We start from the raw sequence: 18,165 nt of genomic DNA on the forward strand, positions 1-18,165 counted from the left end.
GAGAAGTACTCACGGGGAGTTAAATTCACGGGAATCGAGTCCGTTGAACTGCACGTTCCCCTTCGCTAGCGTTCGAGGTCAGGCCACATCACTGCGCGCGGCGAAGGGGGAACGATGGCGCGAACGCAGCCCGTCACCCGGCGCGGCGCCGGACGTTCCGGCGCCAGCGCGGGCACGGTGCTGCGCACGGTCCTCGACAGCGGGCCGATCGCACGCAGCACCATCGCCCGCATCACCGGGCTCTCACCCGCGACGGTAACCACGGCCAGCGCGCAGCTCGTCGACCACGGCCTGCTGCGGGAACTGCCGGAGATCGCGGGCCCAACCGGACTGGGACGGCCACACGTGCCGGTGGACGTCGACGACAGCCGGTACGTCGTGTACGGGATCCATCTGGCCATCACGCATGTGACCACCGCGTTGCTCGACCTGCGCGGGCGGGTGCTGGCACGGTCCCGCGATCCGCATTACGGGCTGGGACCGGCCGAGATCCTGCGGAACGCCGTGACGACCCTGGAGGCGCTGGCCGTCCAGCACGGTGAGCCTTCGGTTCCGATCGGTGTCGGTTTCGCGGCGGGCGGCTGGATCGACTCCGAATCGGGTGTGGTGCGCGAGCATCCGATCCCGGGATGGAACGGGTACCCGGTCCGCGCGGATCTCGAGCACCGCACGGGTCTGGACGTCCGGATGGATTCGCACGCGCGCGCTCTCATCGACGCGGAGGTGTTGTTCGGGGAGCCGAGGGCGCGGGAGAGTGTGGTGCAACTCTTCGTCGGGAACGTGGTGGACGCCGCGTTCGCGACCGGCGGCGTGGTCCACCACGGCCCTCGCGCGGCGGCGGGCGCGGTGGCGCACGTGCCCGTCGAGAACAGTGTCGAGGAGTGCGCCTGCGGGCGCACCGGATGTGTGCAGGCCACCCTGTCGGATCTTGTGCTGGTGCGCAGGGCGATGGAGCTGGGCATCATCGAGCGGCCGATCTTCCGCGATCTCCTCGACGCGGGCCGTAACAGGCACCCGGAGGCGCTGGCACTGTTCACGGAACGCGCGCACGGCGTCGGGGTGGTGGCGGCGCGTCTGCTGGATCTGTTCAATCCGGAGGTCCTCATCGTCTGCGACCAGAGTGTGAGCGGGATTCCCGGGTGTCTGGACACGGTCCGGCGTGCGGTCGCGGAGTCGTCGGCGACGTGTGACGATCCGTCGTGGTCCGTGCTGTCCACCAGCTTTCCGGGACGGGCGCTGCCGGTGTCCGCCGGTGCCGTGATCCTCGCGGAGCTCTACCGCGCGCCGCTCACCAGCTTCGTGCGCCCACTGGCCGGAATTTCGTGACGTGTATCACAGCATCGGAGTTAATTCGGTGGGAAGCAATGTTGACGGGGATTGCGCTGGATCGCAAGGATATTGGTGTGAACACCTCTACGGCGGACAGCGTGCGTACCACCTCGTGTCGCCCCGGGTCCTGTTGTCGCCGCACGCGATGGGGTCGCGTCTGACGTTTCCGGCCTGACGCCGCGGACGCCCCGAAACACCGTTCCGTTCTTCCTTTCTCGCTCCTGCACGGCACCCGACCTTCTGCGTCCGGGGTGCCCATCGGAGACCACATCCTTCGAAGGATCAATCATGTCCAGTTCACTCGTGTCTTCCGCCGGGTACCGGCGCCTCACGCGCGCCGCCTTCGCCGGCGTCGTGGCGCTCGGGCTCGCGTCCTGCTCCTCCGGTTCCTCCGGCGGGCTCGCGCTCGATGATGCTGTGCCCGATCAGGTTCCGGAGGGAACCTCGCTCAGTGTGTCGATCAAGACCACCCGGCTGCAGCTCGAGGCGACCGACCAGATCGCCGATCTCCCGTTCACCGTGTCGGACTGGCCGGACGTCAGTGCCGGTCCCGACGTGATCCAGGCCTTCCGCGGCAACGCGGTCGACCTGGCCACCAACGCCGCGATCCCGCCGATCCAGGCGCACGCCACGGGGCTGGACGCGAAGATCGTCGCGGTCCGGGAGAAGGAACAGCCGCAGTACGTGCTGGCCACCGCCCCCGGCTCGGACGTCGCGGCACTGCCGGACCTGCGGGGCAAGAAGATCGCGTTCTCGCCCGGGCAGGCGCAGGGTGTGGTGATCCTGCGAACGCTGAAGGCGCAGGGCCTGACCACGAAAGACGTCCAGCTCGTCGAGCTGCCCAGCCCGCAGTTCCTCACCGCGCTGCAGTCGAAGCAGGTGGACGTCGCGCCGCTGTCGGAGCCGACGGTGACGAAGTACCTGAACCAGTACGGTCCGGACGGAGCGAAGGCGTTGCAGACCGACGCCGTGGACGCGCTCACCGTGCTCTGGGCGCCGGTGGAGGTCCTGCAGGATCCGGCCAAGGCTGCGGCGATCAAGGCGTTCATTCCGTTCTGGGCGCGCGGGGAGATCTGGGCGTGGGAGAACCAGGACGCGTGGATCCAGAAGTACTACGTGGAGAGCGAACAGGTGTCGGCCGAGGACGGCAAGCGCATCGTCGCCTCCGTCGGGCAGCGGCCGTCGTACCCGGTCAACTGGGACACGGCCGTCGAGTGGACGCAGGACACCGTCCAATTGCTCTCCGACGCCGGGTACTTCAGCGAGTTCGACGCCAACGAGCTGTTCGACCGCCGATTCGAAAACATCGCCGCCGACGCCGTGCCGGCCGAGTACCGAGGCGGTGTGCAGCGATGACCAGTATTCTCTCCGCGCCCGCAGCAGCACCGGCGCGCACGACCGCAGCCGGTGCCGACAGGTCCGGGTCCGGCGCCGCCGAGCGGCCGATCCGGCGACTCGGCCTGCGCAAGGGTTTCCCGTTCTCCAGGCTGGCCGGGGTGCTGCTCCTCCTCGCGGTGTGGGCGGTGGGCAGCGTGGCGGGCCTCATCGACCCGCGGAAGCTGTCCGCGCCGTGGACGGTGGTGACCACGGCCGTCGACCTGATCTCCACCGGCATCCTGCAGGAGCACATCGCCGCGTCGTTGAGTCGCGCCGCCGTCGGGTTCGCGTTCGGCGTGGTGATCGGGACGGCGCTGGCCGTCGTCGCCGGACTGACGCGTTCCGGTGACGCCCTGATCGACGGGCCGATCCAGCTCAAACGGGCCATCCCGACGCTCGGCCTGATCCCGCTGCTGATCCTCTGGCTCGGCATCGGCGAGACGTTCAAGATCGTGATCATCGCGCTCGGTGTCGTCGTCCACATGTACATCCAGACCCACAACTCGCTGACGTCGATCGACAACCGGTACGTCGAACTCGCCGAGGTCCTCGGGCTGTCCCGGGCCACGTTCATCCGTAAGGTGGTGCTGCCGGGTGCGATGCCGGGATTCTTTCTCGGACTGCGTCTCTCGGTGACCGGTGCCTGGCTCACCCTCATCGTCGTCGAGGGAATCAACGCGGTGACCGGTCTGGGGAAGATGATGTACAACGCGCAGAACTACGGCCAGTCCGACGTGATTCTGGTGGGGCTCGCCGTCTACGGCATCTTCGGTCTGCTGTCCGACGCCGTCCTCCGCTACATCGAAAGGCGGTCGCTGTCATGGCGCAAGACGCTCGCAGGCTAGAACCCGCCGCCGTGCAGGTGCGGTCCCTCGTTCGCGGATTCGGCGACAAGACCGTCCTCGACCACCTGGACCTCGACATTCCCGAAGGCCAGTTCGTGGCCCTGCTCGGCAAGAGCGGGTCCGGCAAGAGCACACTGCTGCGCGCGCTCGCGGGCCTCGACTACGACGTCGAGGGCCGCGGCGGAACGCTCACCGTGCCCGCGGAAGTGTCGGTGGCTTTCCAGGACTCACGGCTGCTGCCGTGGCTGCGGGTGCTCGACAACGTGACGCTCGGGCTGGGCCGCACCGGCACGAGCAGGGGCGCCTCCGCCCTCGCGGAGGTGGGGCTCGCCGGCCGCGAGAAGGCATGGCCCAGTGAATTGTCCGGCGGTGAACAGCAGCGGGTGGCGCTGGCGCGGGCGCTGGTCCGCGAGCCTCAGCTGTTCCTCGCGGACGAGCCGTTCGGCGCCCTCGACGCGCTGACCCGGATCAAGATGCACGCGCTGCTGCAGGAGTTGATCCGCCGCCACCGCCCGACCGTCCTGCTCGTCACCCACGACGTCGACGAGGCGATCGCGCTCGCCGACCGGGTGCTCGTCCTCGACCGCGGGCAGATCGTCGTCGACGAGATCGTCGACATTCCGAGGCCGAGAGCGCTCGGCGACAGCAAGTTCCACGAGTTTCGCAATACGCTGCTCGGCGCCCTCGGCGTCGAGGTAGCGGCACAGTGAGGAGTTACACCATGAGTTCGTCACCACAGCGCCGGCTGCATCTCAACGCATTCCTGATGGCGATCGGGCACCACGAGGCGTCCTGGCGCCTGCCCGAGAGCGACCCGAACGCCAACCTCGACATCAAGCACTACATCTCGCTGGCGCAGACTGCCGAACGCGGAAAGTTCGACTCGGTGTTCCTCGCCGACAGCCCGGTGCTGTTCAGCAATCCGGAACGCAGGCCGAGCGGCAAGCTGGAGCCGACCATCATCCTCACCGCGATCTCCGCGGCCACCGAGAAGATCGGCCTGATCGCGACCGCGTCGACCAGTTACAACGAGCCGTACAACCTGGCGCGGCGGTTCGCGTCCCTCGACTTCGTCAGCAGCGGCCGCGCCGGCTGGAACATCGTCACCACCGCCGGCGCCGACGCCGCGCAGAACTTCGGGCTCGACGACACCCCCGCACACCGCAGCCGCTACGAGCGGGCCGCGGAATTCGTCGAGGTGTCCACCAAGTTGTGGGACAGCTGGGAGGACGACGCCATCGTCGCGGACAAGGACGTCGCGATCCACGCCGACTCCGCCAAGGTCCACGTCATCGAGCATGAGGGCCGGTTCTTCAAGGTGCGGGGACCGCTCAACGTGCCGCGGTCGCCGCAGGGATACCCGCTGCTCGTGCAGGCGGGATCGTCCGAGGACGGAAAGGATTTCGCCGCCCGCTACTCGGAGGCCATCTTCACCGCCCAGCCCACCCTGGACGAAGGGAAGGCGTTCTACGCCGACGTCAAGGACCGCGTCGCGGCAGTGGGAAGGGATCCGGAGCAGGTGCTGATCCTGCCCGGCATCGTGCCGGTCATCGCGGACACCGAAGAGGAGGCCCGTGAACTCGAGGCCGAGCTGGAGCGGCTGATCTCGCCGGAATACGCCCGGAAGCAGTTGGCGCAGCGGTTCAATCTCGAACCCGAGCAACTCCCGCTCGACGAGGAACTGCCCGACGACCTGCCGTCCGAGGACGAGATCGAGGGCGCGAAGAGCCGGTACACGCTGATCGTGGACCTCGCCCGCCGGGAAAGGCTCACCGTCAGGCAACTGATCGGGCGACTCGGTGGCGGTCGCGGTCACCGCACGTTCGCGGGCACCCCACTCCAGGTGGCCGACACTATCGAGCACTGGTTCCGCAACGGCGCCGCCGACGGGTTCAACATCATGCCCGCCGTCCTGCCGTCCGGGCTGGAGAAGTTCGTCGACTCCGTGGTCCCGATCCTGCAGGAACGCGGACTGTTCCGCACCGACTACACCGAGACCACGCTGCGGGGGCACTACGGTCTGCCGCGGCCCGCGAATCAGTTTGCGGTCGAGAAGGATTCCACGCTGGTGTCTGCGCAGTGACGACGGCAACTCCGGAGAACGCCGGCTGGCTGCGGTATCTGTTCGGTTACTGTCTGCGCCAGCGCCGCAATCTCGTTCTCGCGTACGGCGCGGCGGCGGTGGCGGCCGCGGCCACCGCCACCATCCCGCTGGCCGTCCGGCACGTGATCGACAACGCCGCGGTCGACACGAATCATGCGCTGGCGCCCTGGATCGCGGTGCTCGTCGTCCTCGCGGCCATCCGCTTCGCCGCCGCCTACACGCGGCGGTACCGCTCCGGGCAGCTGTCCCTCGGCGTGCAGTACGACCTGCGGGGCGACGCCTTCCGATCCCTGCTGCGGCTGGACGGCGTCAAACAGGACGGGCTGCAGACGGGACAGGTGGTGAGCCGGTCGATCTCGGACATCACGCTGATCCAGATGCTCCTGCAGTTGCTGCCGCACATGGCGGGGAACCTGCTGATGTTCGTGATCTCGCTGGCCGTGATGGCCGTGCTGTCGCCGATCCTCACCCTCGTCGCCCTCGCCGTGCTGCCCGCGCTGTGGTTCATCTCCCTGCGCAGCCGCGTCGACCTGTTCCCCGCCAACTGGCATGCGCAGGAACAGGCGGCCGTCGTGGCGGGCGGGGTGGAAGCCGCCGTCACCGGGGTGCGCGTCGTCAAGGGATTCGGCCAGGAGCACCGCGAACTCGAAGACCTCGAGAAGCGGGCAGGTGAGCTGTTCCGGTCCCGGCTGCGCGTCGCGCGGCTGACCAGCCGGTACAACCCGGCACTGCAGGCGGTCCCGATGCTCGGGCAGGCCCTCGTGCTGGCCCTCGGTGGGTGGCTGGCTCTGCACGGCACACTGTCGCTGGGCACGTTCGTCGCCTTCACCACGTACCTGGCGGCGTTCGCTTCGCCCGTCCGTCAACTCGCCACCCTGCTGACCGTGAGCCAGCAGGGGCGCGCGAGCGTCGAACGCGTACGCGAGGTGATCGACAACGCGCCGGCCGTCACCACCGCGCCCGGCGCCGTGGACCTGCCGGACGGCCCCCTCGCGGTGGAATTCGACGACGTCGCTTTCGGCTACGACCCGTCGAACCGGCTGCTCGACGGACTGTCGCTGCGAATCGCACCCGGCGAAACCGTGGCGGTGGTCGGAGCCGCCGGATCGGGCAAATCGACTCTGGCCATGCTCGTTCCGCGGCTCTACGACGTCGATGCGGGTGCGGTCTCCGTCGGGGGGATCGACACCCGCAGGCTGTCGCTCGAATCGCTGCGCTCCGCGCTCGGCGTCGTCTTCGAAGACAGCTACCTGATGTCCGAGACCATTCGCGCGAACGTCTCGTACGGCAGGCCGGACGTCGACGAGGCAACGGTGCGTGAGGCACTGCGCGTGGTGCAGGCGGAGGAATTCGTCGACGCGCTGCCGGACGGCCTCGACACCGTCGTGGGGGAGCAGGGGGTGACGTTGTCGGGTGGTCAGCGGCAGCGCATCGCGCTCGCCCGGGCACTGGTCACCGATCCGCGGATCCTGGTGCTCGACGACGCGACCTCGGCGGTCGACGCCCGGGTCGAGGCCGCCGTCCATCACGAACTGCGCGTCGCCACCCGGGAGCGGACCACACTGATCATCGCGCACCGCCGGTCGACGCTCGCCCTGGCCGACCGCATCGCGGTGCTGGCGGACGGCCGCATCGTCGACGTGGGGACGAGCGCCGAACTCGACGAACGCTGCCCGCTGTTCCGTGCGCTGCTGTCGAGTGCGGACGACGTCGCCACCCCGGACCCGTCGCCGCCGCTGCCGGACGTCGACGGCGTCACCGCCGAACTGTGGCGCCGGGAGGACGGAGACGAGGCGTCCGGGGTGTTCGACGCCAGGGCCGCAGCGGCTTTCGCGACCGCGGCGGCCGGTGCCAGTGGACCCTCGCGCGGCGGCGCGGCAGGGGGAATCCTGTCGTCGGCACCACCCGGACCCGACGTGATTGCCCGGCTCGACGACCTGCCACCGCTCACCGGAGACCCGGACGTCGCCGCTGACGAGGCCCGGGCCGCCGACCCCGCGTTCGGGCTCGGCTCACTGCTGCGGCCCCTCCTGCTGCCACTGGTCGCGGGACTGGTGCTGGTCGGATTGGACGCCGTCGCGCAGATCGCGGTGCCGGTCCTGGTCCGTACCGGCGTGGATCGGGGAGTGCTGCAGGGCGCCCGCGACCTGCTGCTGCTCGCGGCGGCCGCGACCGTGGTCGTGGTGCTGCTCGACTGGGCGGTCAACGTCGCCCAGACCCGGGTGACCGGACGTACCGGTGAACGGCTGCTGTACACGTTGCGGGTCAAGACGTTCGCGCAACTGCAGCGGCTCGGTTTGCAGTACTACGAGCGGGAACTGGCCGGCCGGATCATGACCCGCATGACCACCGACGTCGACAGCCTGTCCAACTTCCTGCAGACGGGTCTGGCCACCGCGGTCGTCAGCGGGCTGACCATCTCCGGTGTGCTGGTGGCACTGCTGGTGATCGACGCGGAACTTGCCCTCGTGCTGGTACTCGTGGTGCCCGTCCTCGTCGCGGCCACCGTCGTGTTCCGCCGGAAGTCGGTGCCCGCCTACGCCGAGGCCCGCGACCGCGTCGGAATCGTCAACGCCTACCTGCAGGAGAACGTGACGAACATTCGTGTCACACAGGCATTTCGGCGCGAGGACTACAACGCGGCCCAGTTCGCCCGGCGGGCCTGGGACTTCCGGGGGTCGCGGCTCCGGGCCCAGCGATACATGGCGTTGTACTTCCCGTTCGTCGAATTCCTGTCCGTGGTCGCGACCGGGCTCGTGCTCGCGGCGGGGACCGCGCGGATCCATACCGGAACCCTCACCGTCGGCACACTGATCGCGTTCGTGCTGTACGTCGAACTGTTCTTCGCTCCCGTGCAACAGCTTTCGCAGGTGTTCGACGGCTACCAGCAGGCGGTCATCGGGCTGGGACGGCTGCGGGGGCTGATGCGGACGCCGACCACCACACCGCAGGCAGGCGAACCGATCGTCCTCGACCGCATCAGCGGTGGCATCGTGTTCGACGACGTCCACTTCGCGTACGAATCCGGCAAGGGTGAGGCGCTGCGAGGGGTGGAGCTTCACATCGAACCGGGCGAGACGATCGCCCTCGTCGGCCAGACCGGCGCGGGAAAGTCGACGGTGCTCAAGTTGCTCGCCCGCTTCTACGACCCCACCGCGGGGGCGGTGCGCGTCGACGGCATCGACACCCGCGCCCTGGACCTCGCGTCGTTCCGGCAGCGACTCGGCGTCGTCCCGCAGGAGCCGCACCTGTTCGGCGCCACCGTCCGCGACGCCGTCGCCTACGGGCGCCCCGACGCGACGGACGCGGAGGTCGAGGCCGCCAGCAGGGCCGTCGGCGCCCACGACATGGTGTCCGGGCTGGCCCTCGGATACCTGCAACCGATCGGGGAACACGGGCGTAACCTGTCCGCCGGACAACGCCAGTTGCTGGCACTGGCCCGCGCCGAACTGGTGGACCCCGACATCCTGCTGCTCGACGAGGCCACCGCCTCACTGGACCTGGCCACGGAGGACCGGGTGCGCCGCGCGACCGAGAACCTGTCCCGGCGGCGCACCACCGTCGTCGTGGCGCACCGGCTGAGCACCGCCGCGCGAGCCGACCGGGTGGTGGTCCTCGACGGCGGCAGGGTCGCGGAAGTCGGAACGCACGACGAGTTGCTGGACCGGGGCGGCGTCTACCGGGAACTCTGGGAGGCTTATGCGGCTTCGCCACCCGTGAGTACTTATTAACCGCGGGACGTTATGAAGTACTCACGGGGCGGAGGCCACGACCGGGGGATGCTCCGCCACGCAGAAGAGATTGCCCTCCGGGTCGGCCAGCGTCGTCCACTGCACGTGGGGGTGCTCGTCGAGGACGTCCCACCGGTGCGTTGCCCCGAGCGCCAGTAGCCGCTCGACCTCGCGTTGCCGTGAACCCCACGGAACGGTGAGGTCCAGGTGGATGGCTTGGCGCTCGGGACGGGCGCCGGTGAGCGGCTGGAAGAACATCGCGAACCCGTCCGGGTCGGCCGGTGGCAGATAGACGCTGTCACCGCCCGGGAGCGGCGTGGCACCGGTGACACCGGCCCAGAACGCGGCGAGCGCTGCGGGGTGCGCGGCCTCGAGATTGATTGCTCCGAGACTGATCTGATGTTTCTCCACGTCCGCGATACTAGGTGGTACCTGTGGGGCCCGCTCAGGCGCCGATCGACGCCTTCATCATCGGCAGCATCGCCCACAGCTGGTCCTGCCAGTAGCCCCAGCTGTGGGTTCCCGTCGCCGGGAAGTCGTAGTGCGCGGGGATTCCGAGGGTGTCGAGTCGCACCTGGAAGGCCCGGTTCTGGGCCAGCGCGATGGCCTCCAGACCCATGCCGGTGCCGACGTTGAAGACATCGATCGCGGACTGCGGCTGATCGTGCGGGCCGGGAAGGCCGGCGCCCGCCGAGATCCACATCGGAAGCCCGCGCATGAGGGGTGCCGCGACGAACGGGTCGTTCCGCAGCCAGGCGGGATCCCACGGCGGGCCCCACATGCAGTCGGCGTTGTAGCCGCCGGCGTCGAGCATCGCGATACGGATCGCCTCACGCATGCCCGGCGCCGACAGGTTCAGATACCCCGACATCGACCCGGCGAACGTGAACTGGTCGCGATGGTAGGCGGCGAGGATCAGCGACGCGTTGCCACCCATCGACAGTCCGGCGATGGCGTTGCTGGTGCGGCTGATGCCGTAGTTGTTCGCCAGGAAGTCGGGCAGGTTCTGGGTGAGAAACGACTCCCACTTGTACGTGTACGGCTGGTTGTTGGTGTTGCTGGGTGCGTACCAGTCCGTGTAGAAGCTGGACTGCCCGCCGACCGGTTCGACGACGGTGATGCCGTGATCGGACAGCCACGCTGCGTTGGTCTCGTGTTCCCAGCCGCTGACGTCGTCGGTCGCGCGGAGGCCGTCGAGGAGGTAGAGGGCCTTGTTGCTGCCGTTGTTCGCGAGCCACATGCGGATCTTGATCTGCCCGACCCCGCCGGGTGCGTCGACCCAGTGTTCGCGCAGCCGGCTGTACGGGTCCGCGGACGCCGTCCCGCCGCCGACGAGGACGAACGCGAGAGGCAGGATCACCACCGCAATCATCAGCCGGACGACGCCTCGTAACCAACCGTGTAACGGCTTCGTTGCTGTGACACTCATGGTTCTGCCTCCTGGTAAGTCGTCCCCGGCCAGGTACATACCAGCAACACGGTATTGCGCGGCCCGGAATTCCTCGGCGTTTGCGCAGAATCGTTATGCGACCTGTGAGTACTTGTTAACGTCCCGCGGTTAACAAGTACTCACGGGTCAGTCGACCCTGGCGACCGACGTGATGCGGTGCAGGGTGAACCGGCGAACCGCGCCGCTCGCCGGATCGAAGGCGTCGAGTTGGCCGCCGCCGACGCTGACGGGATCGACGATGCGGTGCGTCGCCACGCCCTGCGCGTCGACGTAACCGATCGTCACGCTGGAGCGTTCGCGCGCCGCGGCGTTGAGCAGGGCGATGGTCGCGGCGCTGCTGGCCCGCGACCCGTCGGACCGGATGCTGCCGGAACCCTTGGCCGACGCCGCCAGGTCACCGGCGCGCAGCGTCCGGACGACCGCGTCGAGCTGGGCGTCCGTCGCGACGGCCGGGAGGCGGCTCGCGGGCGCCTTGCGCCGGGTCAGGACGCGGGCGCCGCGTGGGCGCAGATCGACGAGGGCACCGGACGAGTCCTCGCCTGCCGGCGCGAACCCGGCGGCCCGCAATTCGCCCAGCACTTCCCGCAGCGGCGCCTGCGACACCGCCACCGTCGGCGCCAGCGCGCGCAGGGCCAGGGCGGCGGCCACCGGCGACGCCAGGACCTCCGCGAGCAGCGTCGGGTCCTCGCAGCGGACGAACGACGCCGCGACACCGGCCCGGAGCCGGCCGTGCCGCCGCGCGACGTCGTCGATCAGATACGACAGCGACTGCGGGACGGGCGTGCGCGACCGGGTTGCGAAGAGGCTGTGCAGTTCCGCCGCCGTCATCCCGACGTCGAGGGCGCGCCGGACGCTGTCCTCGCTGATCCGGTACATCGACGCCGCACCGGCGGACTCGATGTCCGCGACGAGGGTGATCTGCTCCAGCAGGTCGGGGGTCAGCGGTCCCGGGGCGACGACGGTGAGGTCGGCCTGGACGAGAACATGGTCGACGGGTTCGGGCAGTGACGCGTGCATCTCGGCCTCGGCGTCGCCGCCGTGGAGCAGCGCACGTCCGGGGGAGCTGAGCGCGCCGCGGGCGACGAGGCCGAGTGTCGCGGCTTCCTCGAGGGTGCGTTCCACCGCGTGGACCCGCAGCCGGGCGCCCCAGCGGGGGCGGCGCCAGGCCAGGAGGCGACTGACCTCGGCGGGGTCGGCCGAGTGCCCGCTGCCCAGTTCCGCCAGCAGCCCCAGGATCGCCTGCCGGTCCCGCGGCGCGGACGGCGCGCGCACTTCCTCGGACAGCGCGGCGACCGGTTTGTCGTTGGCGTCGCGCATGCCGATGAACCACGCCATGCGCGGCAGTTCCAGCCACGCCGCGGCCAGGGCGTGCCACCGCCGGGCGACCGGGGAGGTCAGCCAGTTGTCGACCACGGTGGTCGGGGCCCAGTAGTTCTCCCCGGTGTCGGACGTCGGCGCCGGGTCCGGGGTGCCGCTCGCGATCAGTCCCGCGGCCGACAGCAGTTCGACGAGCAGGCTCAGCCGGTTCTCGTCGATGCCGGACGTCTTGGCGATCCGTCGCAGTTCCCGGACCCCGAGACCACCCGCCCGCAGAGCCGGTGCCGGGATCTCGCCGAGCGCCTTGACGACGTCCTCGCAGTGGCGGACCAGTTCGAGAGCCTCACCCGCGGCGGCGGCGTTGATGTCGGCCGGCTTGTGTTTGCGGCCCGTCACACCGGGTGCGGCCAGCGAGGTGGGGTCGAAGACGGCCTCCCCACGCAGGACCTGCCGCACCTGGAACGGCAATTCGACGGTCTCGTCGTCGATCCACCGCAGCAGCCCGGCGGCGAGGAGCCGCTGAACGGGACGGTCGGGGGGTGTCCCGGGAGCCGCGTCCCGGGTCCGCCCGATCGAACTCGACTTCGCCAGGGTCTCGAGGATGTCCCGTTCGGCGGTCTGCAGTCCCGCCAGCGCCGCCGTGATCCCGGCCTCGTCGAGCGTCTCGACGGGTTCGGCGCTGCGTCCGACGCGCCACGGGATGGTGGCCACGACGGCGGGAACGATCCGCAGCGTCGTCTTGTCGCCCCAGACGATCCCGACGGACCGCAGGCCGTCGAGGGTGGCGTCGACGGTCTTCTTCGTCGCCCGCGACCCCACCGCCTCCTGCAGGGTGGCCCGGGGCACGGGCACCTCGTCGGCGCGCTCGAGCGCCAGGAGTTCGAGGACACCGAAGTCCAGGGACGTGAGGTTGTCGGCCGCCCGGGCGACCGAGGCCCGTTGCTCGGCGCGGCCGGCGAGGACGACGATCGTGGCCGGCGGCGGGACCGCGAGATCGGGGCGCCTGCGGAGCAGATCCGTCAGTTCTGCGTCGCTGCGCGCGGCCAGCCAGTCCGCGAGCGTCGCGGCGCCGCGGGGGGAGACTGCGGTGCCGTTGGTGCTCGCGATGGTGTCGTCGGTGTCGGTCATCGACTATCAGATTAGAGACCTGGGCTGTACGTCGCCGAATGCTCCTGTCAAAATGGCACCGTGGCTAACAATTCGAAGAAGCAGTATGTGGATCCAGGGTGGCCCGAAACCGCCGATGGAGATCACGCCGTGACCGAACTGTCGTCGACCCGTGCGGGCGGATTGTCCCCGTTCGGCGAGGACACCGAGTTCCCGTTGCCGGCGGAGTCGTTGCCGTACGCGCACCCGCACACGGTGATCAACCGCTGACCATGCGACAGAAGAGGGGCCCTGCACCGGATCGGTGCAGGGCCCCTCTTCTGTGAGTTGCGGGGATTACTGCGGGAGCAGTCCCTTGTTCGCGTCGATGAGCTGCAGGATCTGGGGATCGATCGCGATGCCCTGGGCCTTGACGGCCTCGATCGCGCTGTCGACGGCGCCGGCGTACTGCGAGGTGCCGCTGGTGCTGGGGACGCCGCCCGTGATGTCGGGGAGGGCAGGCGCCGCGGGCGCCTCGGGCACGGTGGCGGGGGCGGTGCGCTGGGTGGGTGCGCTGCTCAGGCCGAGGCTCGAGGAGCAGGACGGCCATGCGCCCCAGCCCTGGGAGTCGAGGACCTTCTCGGCGACGACGATCTGCTGTTCACGCGAGGCCTGGTTGGCGGTGGCTGCGTACTGGGTTCCACCGTGTGCGTTCCAGGTGCTCGGGGAGAACTGGAGTCCGCCCTGGAAGCCGTTTCCGGTGTTGATGCCCCAGTTTCCGCCGGACTCGCACTGCGCGAGGCGGTCCCAGTCGGAGTCGGGTGCCGCGTTCGCGGTGCCCGAGAAGGCTGCTCCGGCGACGCCCATGATGGCGCCGGTGACGGCGACCTTGGCGACGGTGCGGCCGGTGGTGGTGGGCTTGCGATGGCGTCCGCTCATAGTGGTAGAGATCCTCTCCACACGCGCCTGCGAGGTCAGCTGTCGGGTTCGGGCTGAGAGGTCGCCCGGCCTCGCCTCTCCTGGCTGGAGAGGGTCTGGCTTCACCCCAAGATCCGACTGTGCGAGGCACATTCGGACCGGTGTCCGTCTGGAAACTTGCGTTCCCTGGAGGACTTTGGGTCCCCCGTCCTCGTCCCTGGAATGCTTCGTCGGGACTCCGGTACCCGCGGGACGAGGTTTGGCGCGGCGGGCCGGACGTGGCCGATGTTTCATCGGCCGGTGACGACGGTAACGGGCCGAGGCCGCAGTGTCACCATTTGATAACGCGGAGTGTCTTCGCCTGTTGCGGGGCCTCATTGGGCGCGCCGGGACTCTTCCCAGCTAGTGGCGACGAGACGTGCGTATCGCCGTCCCGTTGCCCTTCCGTTACCGGGTCGTTATGTGAGGAAGCTCACATCACTGCGGTGCGTCGACGATGTCCTTGCCGAGGGGCATCAGCGAGATGGGAATCATCTTGATGTTCGCGACGGCGAGCGGGATCCCGATGATCGTGATCGCCATGGCGATTGCCGTCACGACGTGCCCGATCGCGAGCCACAGACCAGCGATGATGAACCAGATGACGTTGCCGATCAGCGAGGCCACACCGGCCGTCGGCTTGTCGATCACGGTCTTCCCGAACGGCCACAGCGCGTAGACGCCGACGCGGAACGACGCGATGCCGAACGGGATCGTGATGATCAGGATGAAGCACAGGATTCCGGCGACGAAGTACCCCAGCGCCAGCCACAGACCGCCGAAGACCAGCCAGATGATGTTGAGCAGAATTCTCATGATCGTCCCCTCGGTGGTTGGGAATGCCTCGGTGATCGGGTGTGTCAGCGCGAGCGTCTGCCCTGCCTCAGTGCCGCCACGATTCCGAGCAGGAATCCGATCGGGCAGGCGAGGGCGATGAGGTAGAGAACGAGACCCGGTTCGGAATCGGAGAGCACCGGCGTCAGGAAGATCGCCACGATCGCGACGAAGCCGATCGCGAAGAGAGCGAGCGCGACCCGCAGGAGTCCGTCGCCCCTCCGGGGTGTGTGAGGAGTGCTCGAAGGAGTCGATTCGTGGGCCACACCAGCAACGATAGTGCCTGGAAACCCGAATGCCGGAGGGGGTGTCTGCAAGGTAGACTGTGGGCACTGCGCGTCCCGCACCAGAGGTGGGGCGCGCTGTTTTGCATACCAAGTGCAACAAATACCAAGTGCAACCAACTGCACTCCAAGTGATGAGCGGGTGAACGCGGTGCCGACCGGCAAGGTGAAGTGGTACGACGTCGAAAAGGGCTTCGGCTTTCTGTCGCAGGAGGAGGGGGAGGACGTCTATGTGCGTTCGTCCGCTCTTCCCGAGGGCGTCGAGGGCCTCAAGGCCGGTCAGCGTGTGGAGTTCGGCATGGCCGCCGGTCGACGCGGACCCCAGGCGCTGAGCCTGAAGGTGCTCGACCCTGCGCCGTCGCTGCGTCAGAACGCCGCGCGCAAGGAGCCGTCCGCCAAGAAGCACACGCCGGACGAACTGCACGGCATGGTCGAGGACATGATCACGCTGCTCGAGGCGAAGGTCCAGCCGGACCTGCGCAAGGGCAAGTACCCCGACCGCAAGACCGCCCAGCGCATCTCCGAGGTGGTCCGCGCCGTCGCACGCGAACTCGACAGCTGATTCGTCCGACGAGAAGGGCCCCGCGCTGTGACAGCGCGGGGCCCTTCTTCGTGAGCGTGTCGTTCTAGGCGGTCTTGATCGACCAGGCGGCCCGGGCCTGCGTGAGCCCCTGCTCGTCGACGACGGCGGACGGCAGCTGGATCTCGACGCCGGCCAGTTGCAGGTCTTCCGAGGAGGGCACGGTCACGGCGCGGGTCTCACCGGCGCGGTGCGCCTGTTCCTGGACGAGGAGCTGGCCCGAAGGATCCTGGTACACGATGAGCATGCGCCACGGCGCGTCGACGATCTCCTGCGGCAACGACAGCTGCAGCGACGAGCCGGGGGGTACGTCGAGTTCGGCGATGTCGCCGGTCTCGCAGTCCTCGAGGTACAGGTTGCAGTAGCCGAGCGGGGCGACCTGCTCGGCCCGGTCGTGCGCGAAGGCCGTGATCTCGGGCAGGCGGGGCGAGGAGTTGCGGACCAGTGTGTAGACGACTCCGACGAAGGCCACCAGGACCACTATCAGGCCCACTGCAATCAGTGCCAGGATCTTCTTGGTTCGCGCCTGCATTCTCACTTACTTCACATTTCCCGTCGATCGGTCGGCCCGGTGGGTCGAGTGGTGCTCGGTCACTTCTTGTTCGGCCAGGTCGGGGCGTTTTCCTCCGAGTCCCGGCAGGAGGGTGCTGCCGCGGTACGTGAGGACGGTCTGGACGAGCCCCACGGTCATGACGGCGGAGACCACCGAGAACCCGATCCAGTATTCGGTGGGCAGCAGGACGCCCAGCGCCCCGCCCACGACCCAGCTCAGCTGTAGAACGGTCTCCGAACGTCCGAAACCGGACGCGATCGACTCCTCGGGCAGGTCGTGCTGCAGTGACGCGTCCAGCGACACCTTGGCCAGGGCGCTGGCCGCCGAGGCGACGAGCGTGGCGAGGGCGGCGGTCAGGAGATTGTCGGTGATCGCCGCGAGGACGGCGATGATCCACACGGCGCCCGTGCAGCGCAGCACGATGAGGGCCGGGCGGCCGAGCTTGATCCGGGCGCCCGCGGCGTTGCCCGCGAAGTTGCCGATACCGGCGGCCGCGCCGACCAGGCCGAGCATGGCGGCCTGCACCAGCGGCTCGTGGTCGGTCTTCGACTTCGCGACGAACGCGATGTACAGGGTGAGGAACCCGGTGAGCACGCGGATGGTGCTGTTGCCCCACAACCCGGTGATGACCGCGCGGCCCAGCGGTTGCCTGCGTTTGCCGGTCTTCGCGGTGGCCGGGGCCTCGGGCTGCAGCACGCGGGTGCGTCCGATCACCTCGGTCGGGTGCTCGTCGCCGTGGTAGGTGAGGGTCGCGGGGACCTCGCCTTCGGTGACCTCGACCCACGACGGGATCCGCATGGAGAGGTACGCGCCGAGGGCGGTGATGACGGCCGCCAGCCACAGCGCGCCGACGGAACCGGTGGCCATGGCGAGACCACCCGCGAGGGCGCCCGCGCCGATGGTTCCGCCGAGGAGCCCGAACACGGTGAGCCGGGAGTTGACGCGCACGAGGTCGATCTCCGGCGGCAGCACCCGTGGGGTGACCGCACTCTTGAGCACCGAGAACGACTTGCTGAGCACCATCATTCCGAGCGCCGCCGGATACAGCACCCAGCTGTCGAAGTTGAAGACGAGAACGATCGCCAGCATCGTCCGGAGTCCGAACGACGTGGCCAGTGCGACGCGGCGGCCGTGCTGGAGTCGGTCGAGCATCGGACCGATCAGGGGAGCGATGACGGCGAACGGGGCGATCGTGATCAGCAGGTACAGCGCGACCTTCGTCTTGTCCTCGCCCGTCGCGGCCGAGAAGAACAGCGTGTTCGCCAGCGCGACGGCGATGGCCGCGTCGGTCGCGTTGTTGGCCATCACCGCGTAGGTGAGCGCGGTGAGACCCGACTTGTCCGCACCGTCCGCCTTGGCGGCACGGTGGAACGTCGCGATGCCCTTGTTGGTGAGTTCCCGGCTGCGCATCGCCGCCACCCGGGTGACGGTGAGCTTGCGCGGCATCGGTGGCGCCTTGGGGGCGTCCGCCCGCTCCTCGTCGGATCGGGGACGCTGCCCGCCGCCGACCGGATGCAGGGGCGGCAGCGGCGTGCGCCGCCCTCCGGGGCGTGCCGCGGGCGGGTATTTGTCGTAGCCGGGATGAGCGGGGGGCCCGGGATTCTCGTCAGGAGCCCGACCGCTGTCAGGCTCGTAGGGTTCGCGCGGTCCGGTCACTCCCTAATTCTGTCCTAGTCGGGAGACCTGCGACCACAGCAACCCCGGGCAATGCTGGTCAG

16 protein-coding genes and 1 riboswitch are annotated in these 18,165 nt (G+C 69.1%); of the genes, 8 read left to right on the forward strand and 8 right to left on the reverse strand.

The features are described 5' to 3' along the window. The first annotated feature begins 114 nt into the window (after positions 1-114). The 6 genes from AC1DWT_RS04870 to AC1DWT_RS04895 all read left to right on the forward strand — a co-directional run bounded on the left by AC1DWT_RS04870 (position 115) and on the right by AC1DWT_RS04895 (position 9,386). Complete coding sequence (locus AC1DWT_RS04870) at positions 115-1,326, forward strand: ROK family transcriptional regulator (protein WP_206014824.1); 1,212 nt, start codon at positions 115-117, stop codon at positions 1,324-1,326. A gap of 291 nt (positions 1,327-1,617) precedes the next feature. Then, the gene (locus AC1DWT_RS04875) at positions 1,618-2,685 is read left to right on the forward strand and encodes a PhnD/SsuA/transferrin family substrate-binding protein (RefSeq protein ID WP_477919901.1); all 1,068 of its coding nucleotides are present in this window, start codon (positions 1,618-1,620) and stop codon (positions 2,683-2,685) included. Next, entirely contained in the window at positions 2,682-3,551 is an 870-nt protein-coding gene (locus AC1DWT_RS04880) for an ABC transporter permease (RefSeq protein WP_072944850.1), read from the forward strand. Before AC1DWT_RS04875 ends, AC1DWT_RS04880 begins: the two co-directional genes overlap by 4 nt. Further along, complete coding sequence (locus AC1DWT_RS04885; RefSeq protein ID WP_072944848.1) at positions 3,527-4,261, forward strand: ABC transporter ATP-binding protein; 735 nt, start codon at positions 3,527-3,529, stop codon at positions 4,259-4,261. The genes AC1DWT_RS04880 and AC1DWT_RS04885 overlap by 25 nt, the downstream gene beginning before the upstream one ends. An 11-nt stretch (positions 4,262-4,272) precedes the next feature. Next, positions 4,273-5,634, forward strand: coding sequence for an LLM class flavin-dependent oxidoreductase (locus AC1DWT_RS04890; protein ID WP_477919903.1), 1,362 nt, complete (start codon positions 4,273-4,275; stop codon positions 5,632-5,634). Continuing rightward, positions 5,631-9,386, forward strand: a complete 3,756-nt coding sequence (locus tag AC1DWT_RS04895; RefSeq protein WP_477919905.1) for an ABC transporter ATP-binding protein — start codon at positions 5,631-5,633, stop codon at positions 9,384-9,386. Before AC1DWT_RS04890 ends, AC1DWT_RS04895 begins: the two co-directional genes overlap by 4 nt. A gap of 21 nt (positions 9,387-9,407) precedes the next feature. Here the strand turns inward: AC1DWT_RS04895 and AC1DWT_RS04900 are convergent, their stop codons facing one another. From AC1DWT_RS04900 to AC1DWT_RS04910, 3 genes are all read right to left on the reverse strand, one after another. Further along, on the reverse strand, positions 9,408-9,797 hold the full coding sequence (locus AC1DWT_RS04900) for a VOC family protein (protein WP_072944843.1): 390 nt from the start codon (positions 9,795-9,797) through the stop codon (positions 9,408-9,410). Positions 9,798-9,831: 34 nt separating this feature from the next. Continuing rightward, positions 9,832-10,815: an alpha/beta hydrolase gene (locus tag AC1DWT_RS04905; RefSeq protein WP_179377645.1), complete on the reverse strand. Its 984-nt coding sequence runs from the start codon at positions 10,813-10,815 to the stop codon at positions 9,832-9,834. Positions 10,816-10,962: 147 nt separating this feature from the next. Next, on the reverse strand, positions 10,963-13,281 hold the full coding sequence (locus tag AC1DWT_RS04910) for a helicase-associated domain-containing protein (protein ID WP_206014828.1): 2,319 nt from the start codon (positions 13,279-13,281) through the stop codon (positions 10,963-10,965). Between the two features lie 60 nt (positions 13,282-13,341). Between AC1DWT_RS04910 and AC1DWT_RS04915 the strand changes: the two genes are divergently transcribed. Then, the gene (locus AC1DWT_RS04915) at positions 13,342-13,530 is read left to right on the forward strand and encodes a hypothetical protein (protein WP_015888783.1); all 189 of its coding nucleotides are present in this window, start codon (positions 13,342-13,344) and stop codon (positions 13,528-13,530) included. 66 nt (positions 13,531-13,596) lie between these two features. On the opposite strand, the gene AC1DWT_RS04920 is transcribed toward AC1DWT_RS04915, so the two are convergent. From AC1DWT_RS04920 to AC1DWT_RS04930, 3 genes are all read right to left on the reverse strand, one after another. Beyond that, the gene (locus tag AC1DWT_RS04920; RefSeq protein WP_072944838.1) at positions 13,597-14,178 is read right to left on the reverse strand and encodes a transglycosylase family protein; all 582 of its coding nucleotides are present in this window, start codon (positions 14,176-14,178) and stop codon (positions 13,597-13,599) included. Positions 14,179-14,186: 8 nt separating this feature from the next. Beyond that, a riboswitch (cyclic di-AMP (ydaO/yuaA leader) is annotated at positions 14,187-14,400 on the reverse strand. Between the two features lie 234 nt (positions 14,401-14,634). After that, the gene (locus tag AC1DWT_RS04925) at positions 14,635-15,012 is read right to left on the reverse strand and encodes a YccF domain-containing protein (RefSeq protein ID WP_072944836.1); all 378 of its coding nucleotides are present in this window, start codon (positions 15,010-15,012) and stop codon (positions 14,635-14,637) included. Positions 15,013-15,056: 44 nt separating this feature from the next. Then, the gene (locus tag AC1DWT_RS04930; RefSeq protein WP_072944834.1) at positions 15,057-15,296 is read right to left on the reverse strand and encodes a hypothetical protein; all 240 of its coding nucleotides are present in this window, start codon (positions 15,294-15,296) and stop codon (positions 15,057-15,059) included. Positions 15,297-15,465: 169 nt separating this feature from the next. Between AC1DWT_RS04930 and AC1DWT_RS04935 the strand changes: the two genes are divergently transcribed. Then, positions 15,466-15,876, forward strand: a complete 411-nt coding sequence (locus tag AC1DWT_RS04935; protein WP_005255275.1) for a cold-shock protein — start codon at positions 15,466-15,468, stop codon at positions 15,874-15,876. Between the two features lie 64 nt (positions 15,877-15,940). On the opposite strand, the gene AC1DWT_RS04940 is transcribed toward AC1DWT_RS04935, so the two are convergent. Next, positions 15,941-16,426: a DUF2771 domain-containing protein gene (locus tag AC1DWT_RS04940; RefSeq protein ID WP_095863373.1), complete on the reverse strand. Its 486-nt coding sequence runs from the start codon at positions 16,424-16,426 to the stop codon at positions 15,941-15,943. A 6-nt stretch (positions 16,427-16,432) separates the two neighbouring features. Continuing rightward, positions 16,433-18,103: an MFS transporter gene (locus AC1DWT_RS04945; protein WP_477919909.1), complete on the reverse strand. Its 1,671-nt coding sequence runs from the start codon at positions 18,101-18,103 to the stop codon at positions 16,433-16,435. Between the last annotated feature and the right edge of the window lie 62 nt (positions 18,104-18,165).

This window comes from Rhodococcus sp. P4_B6 (assembly GCF_056402215.1).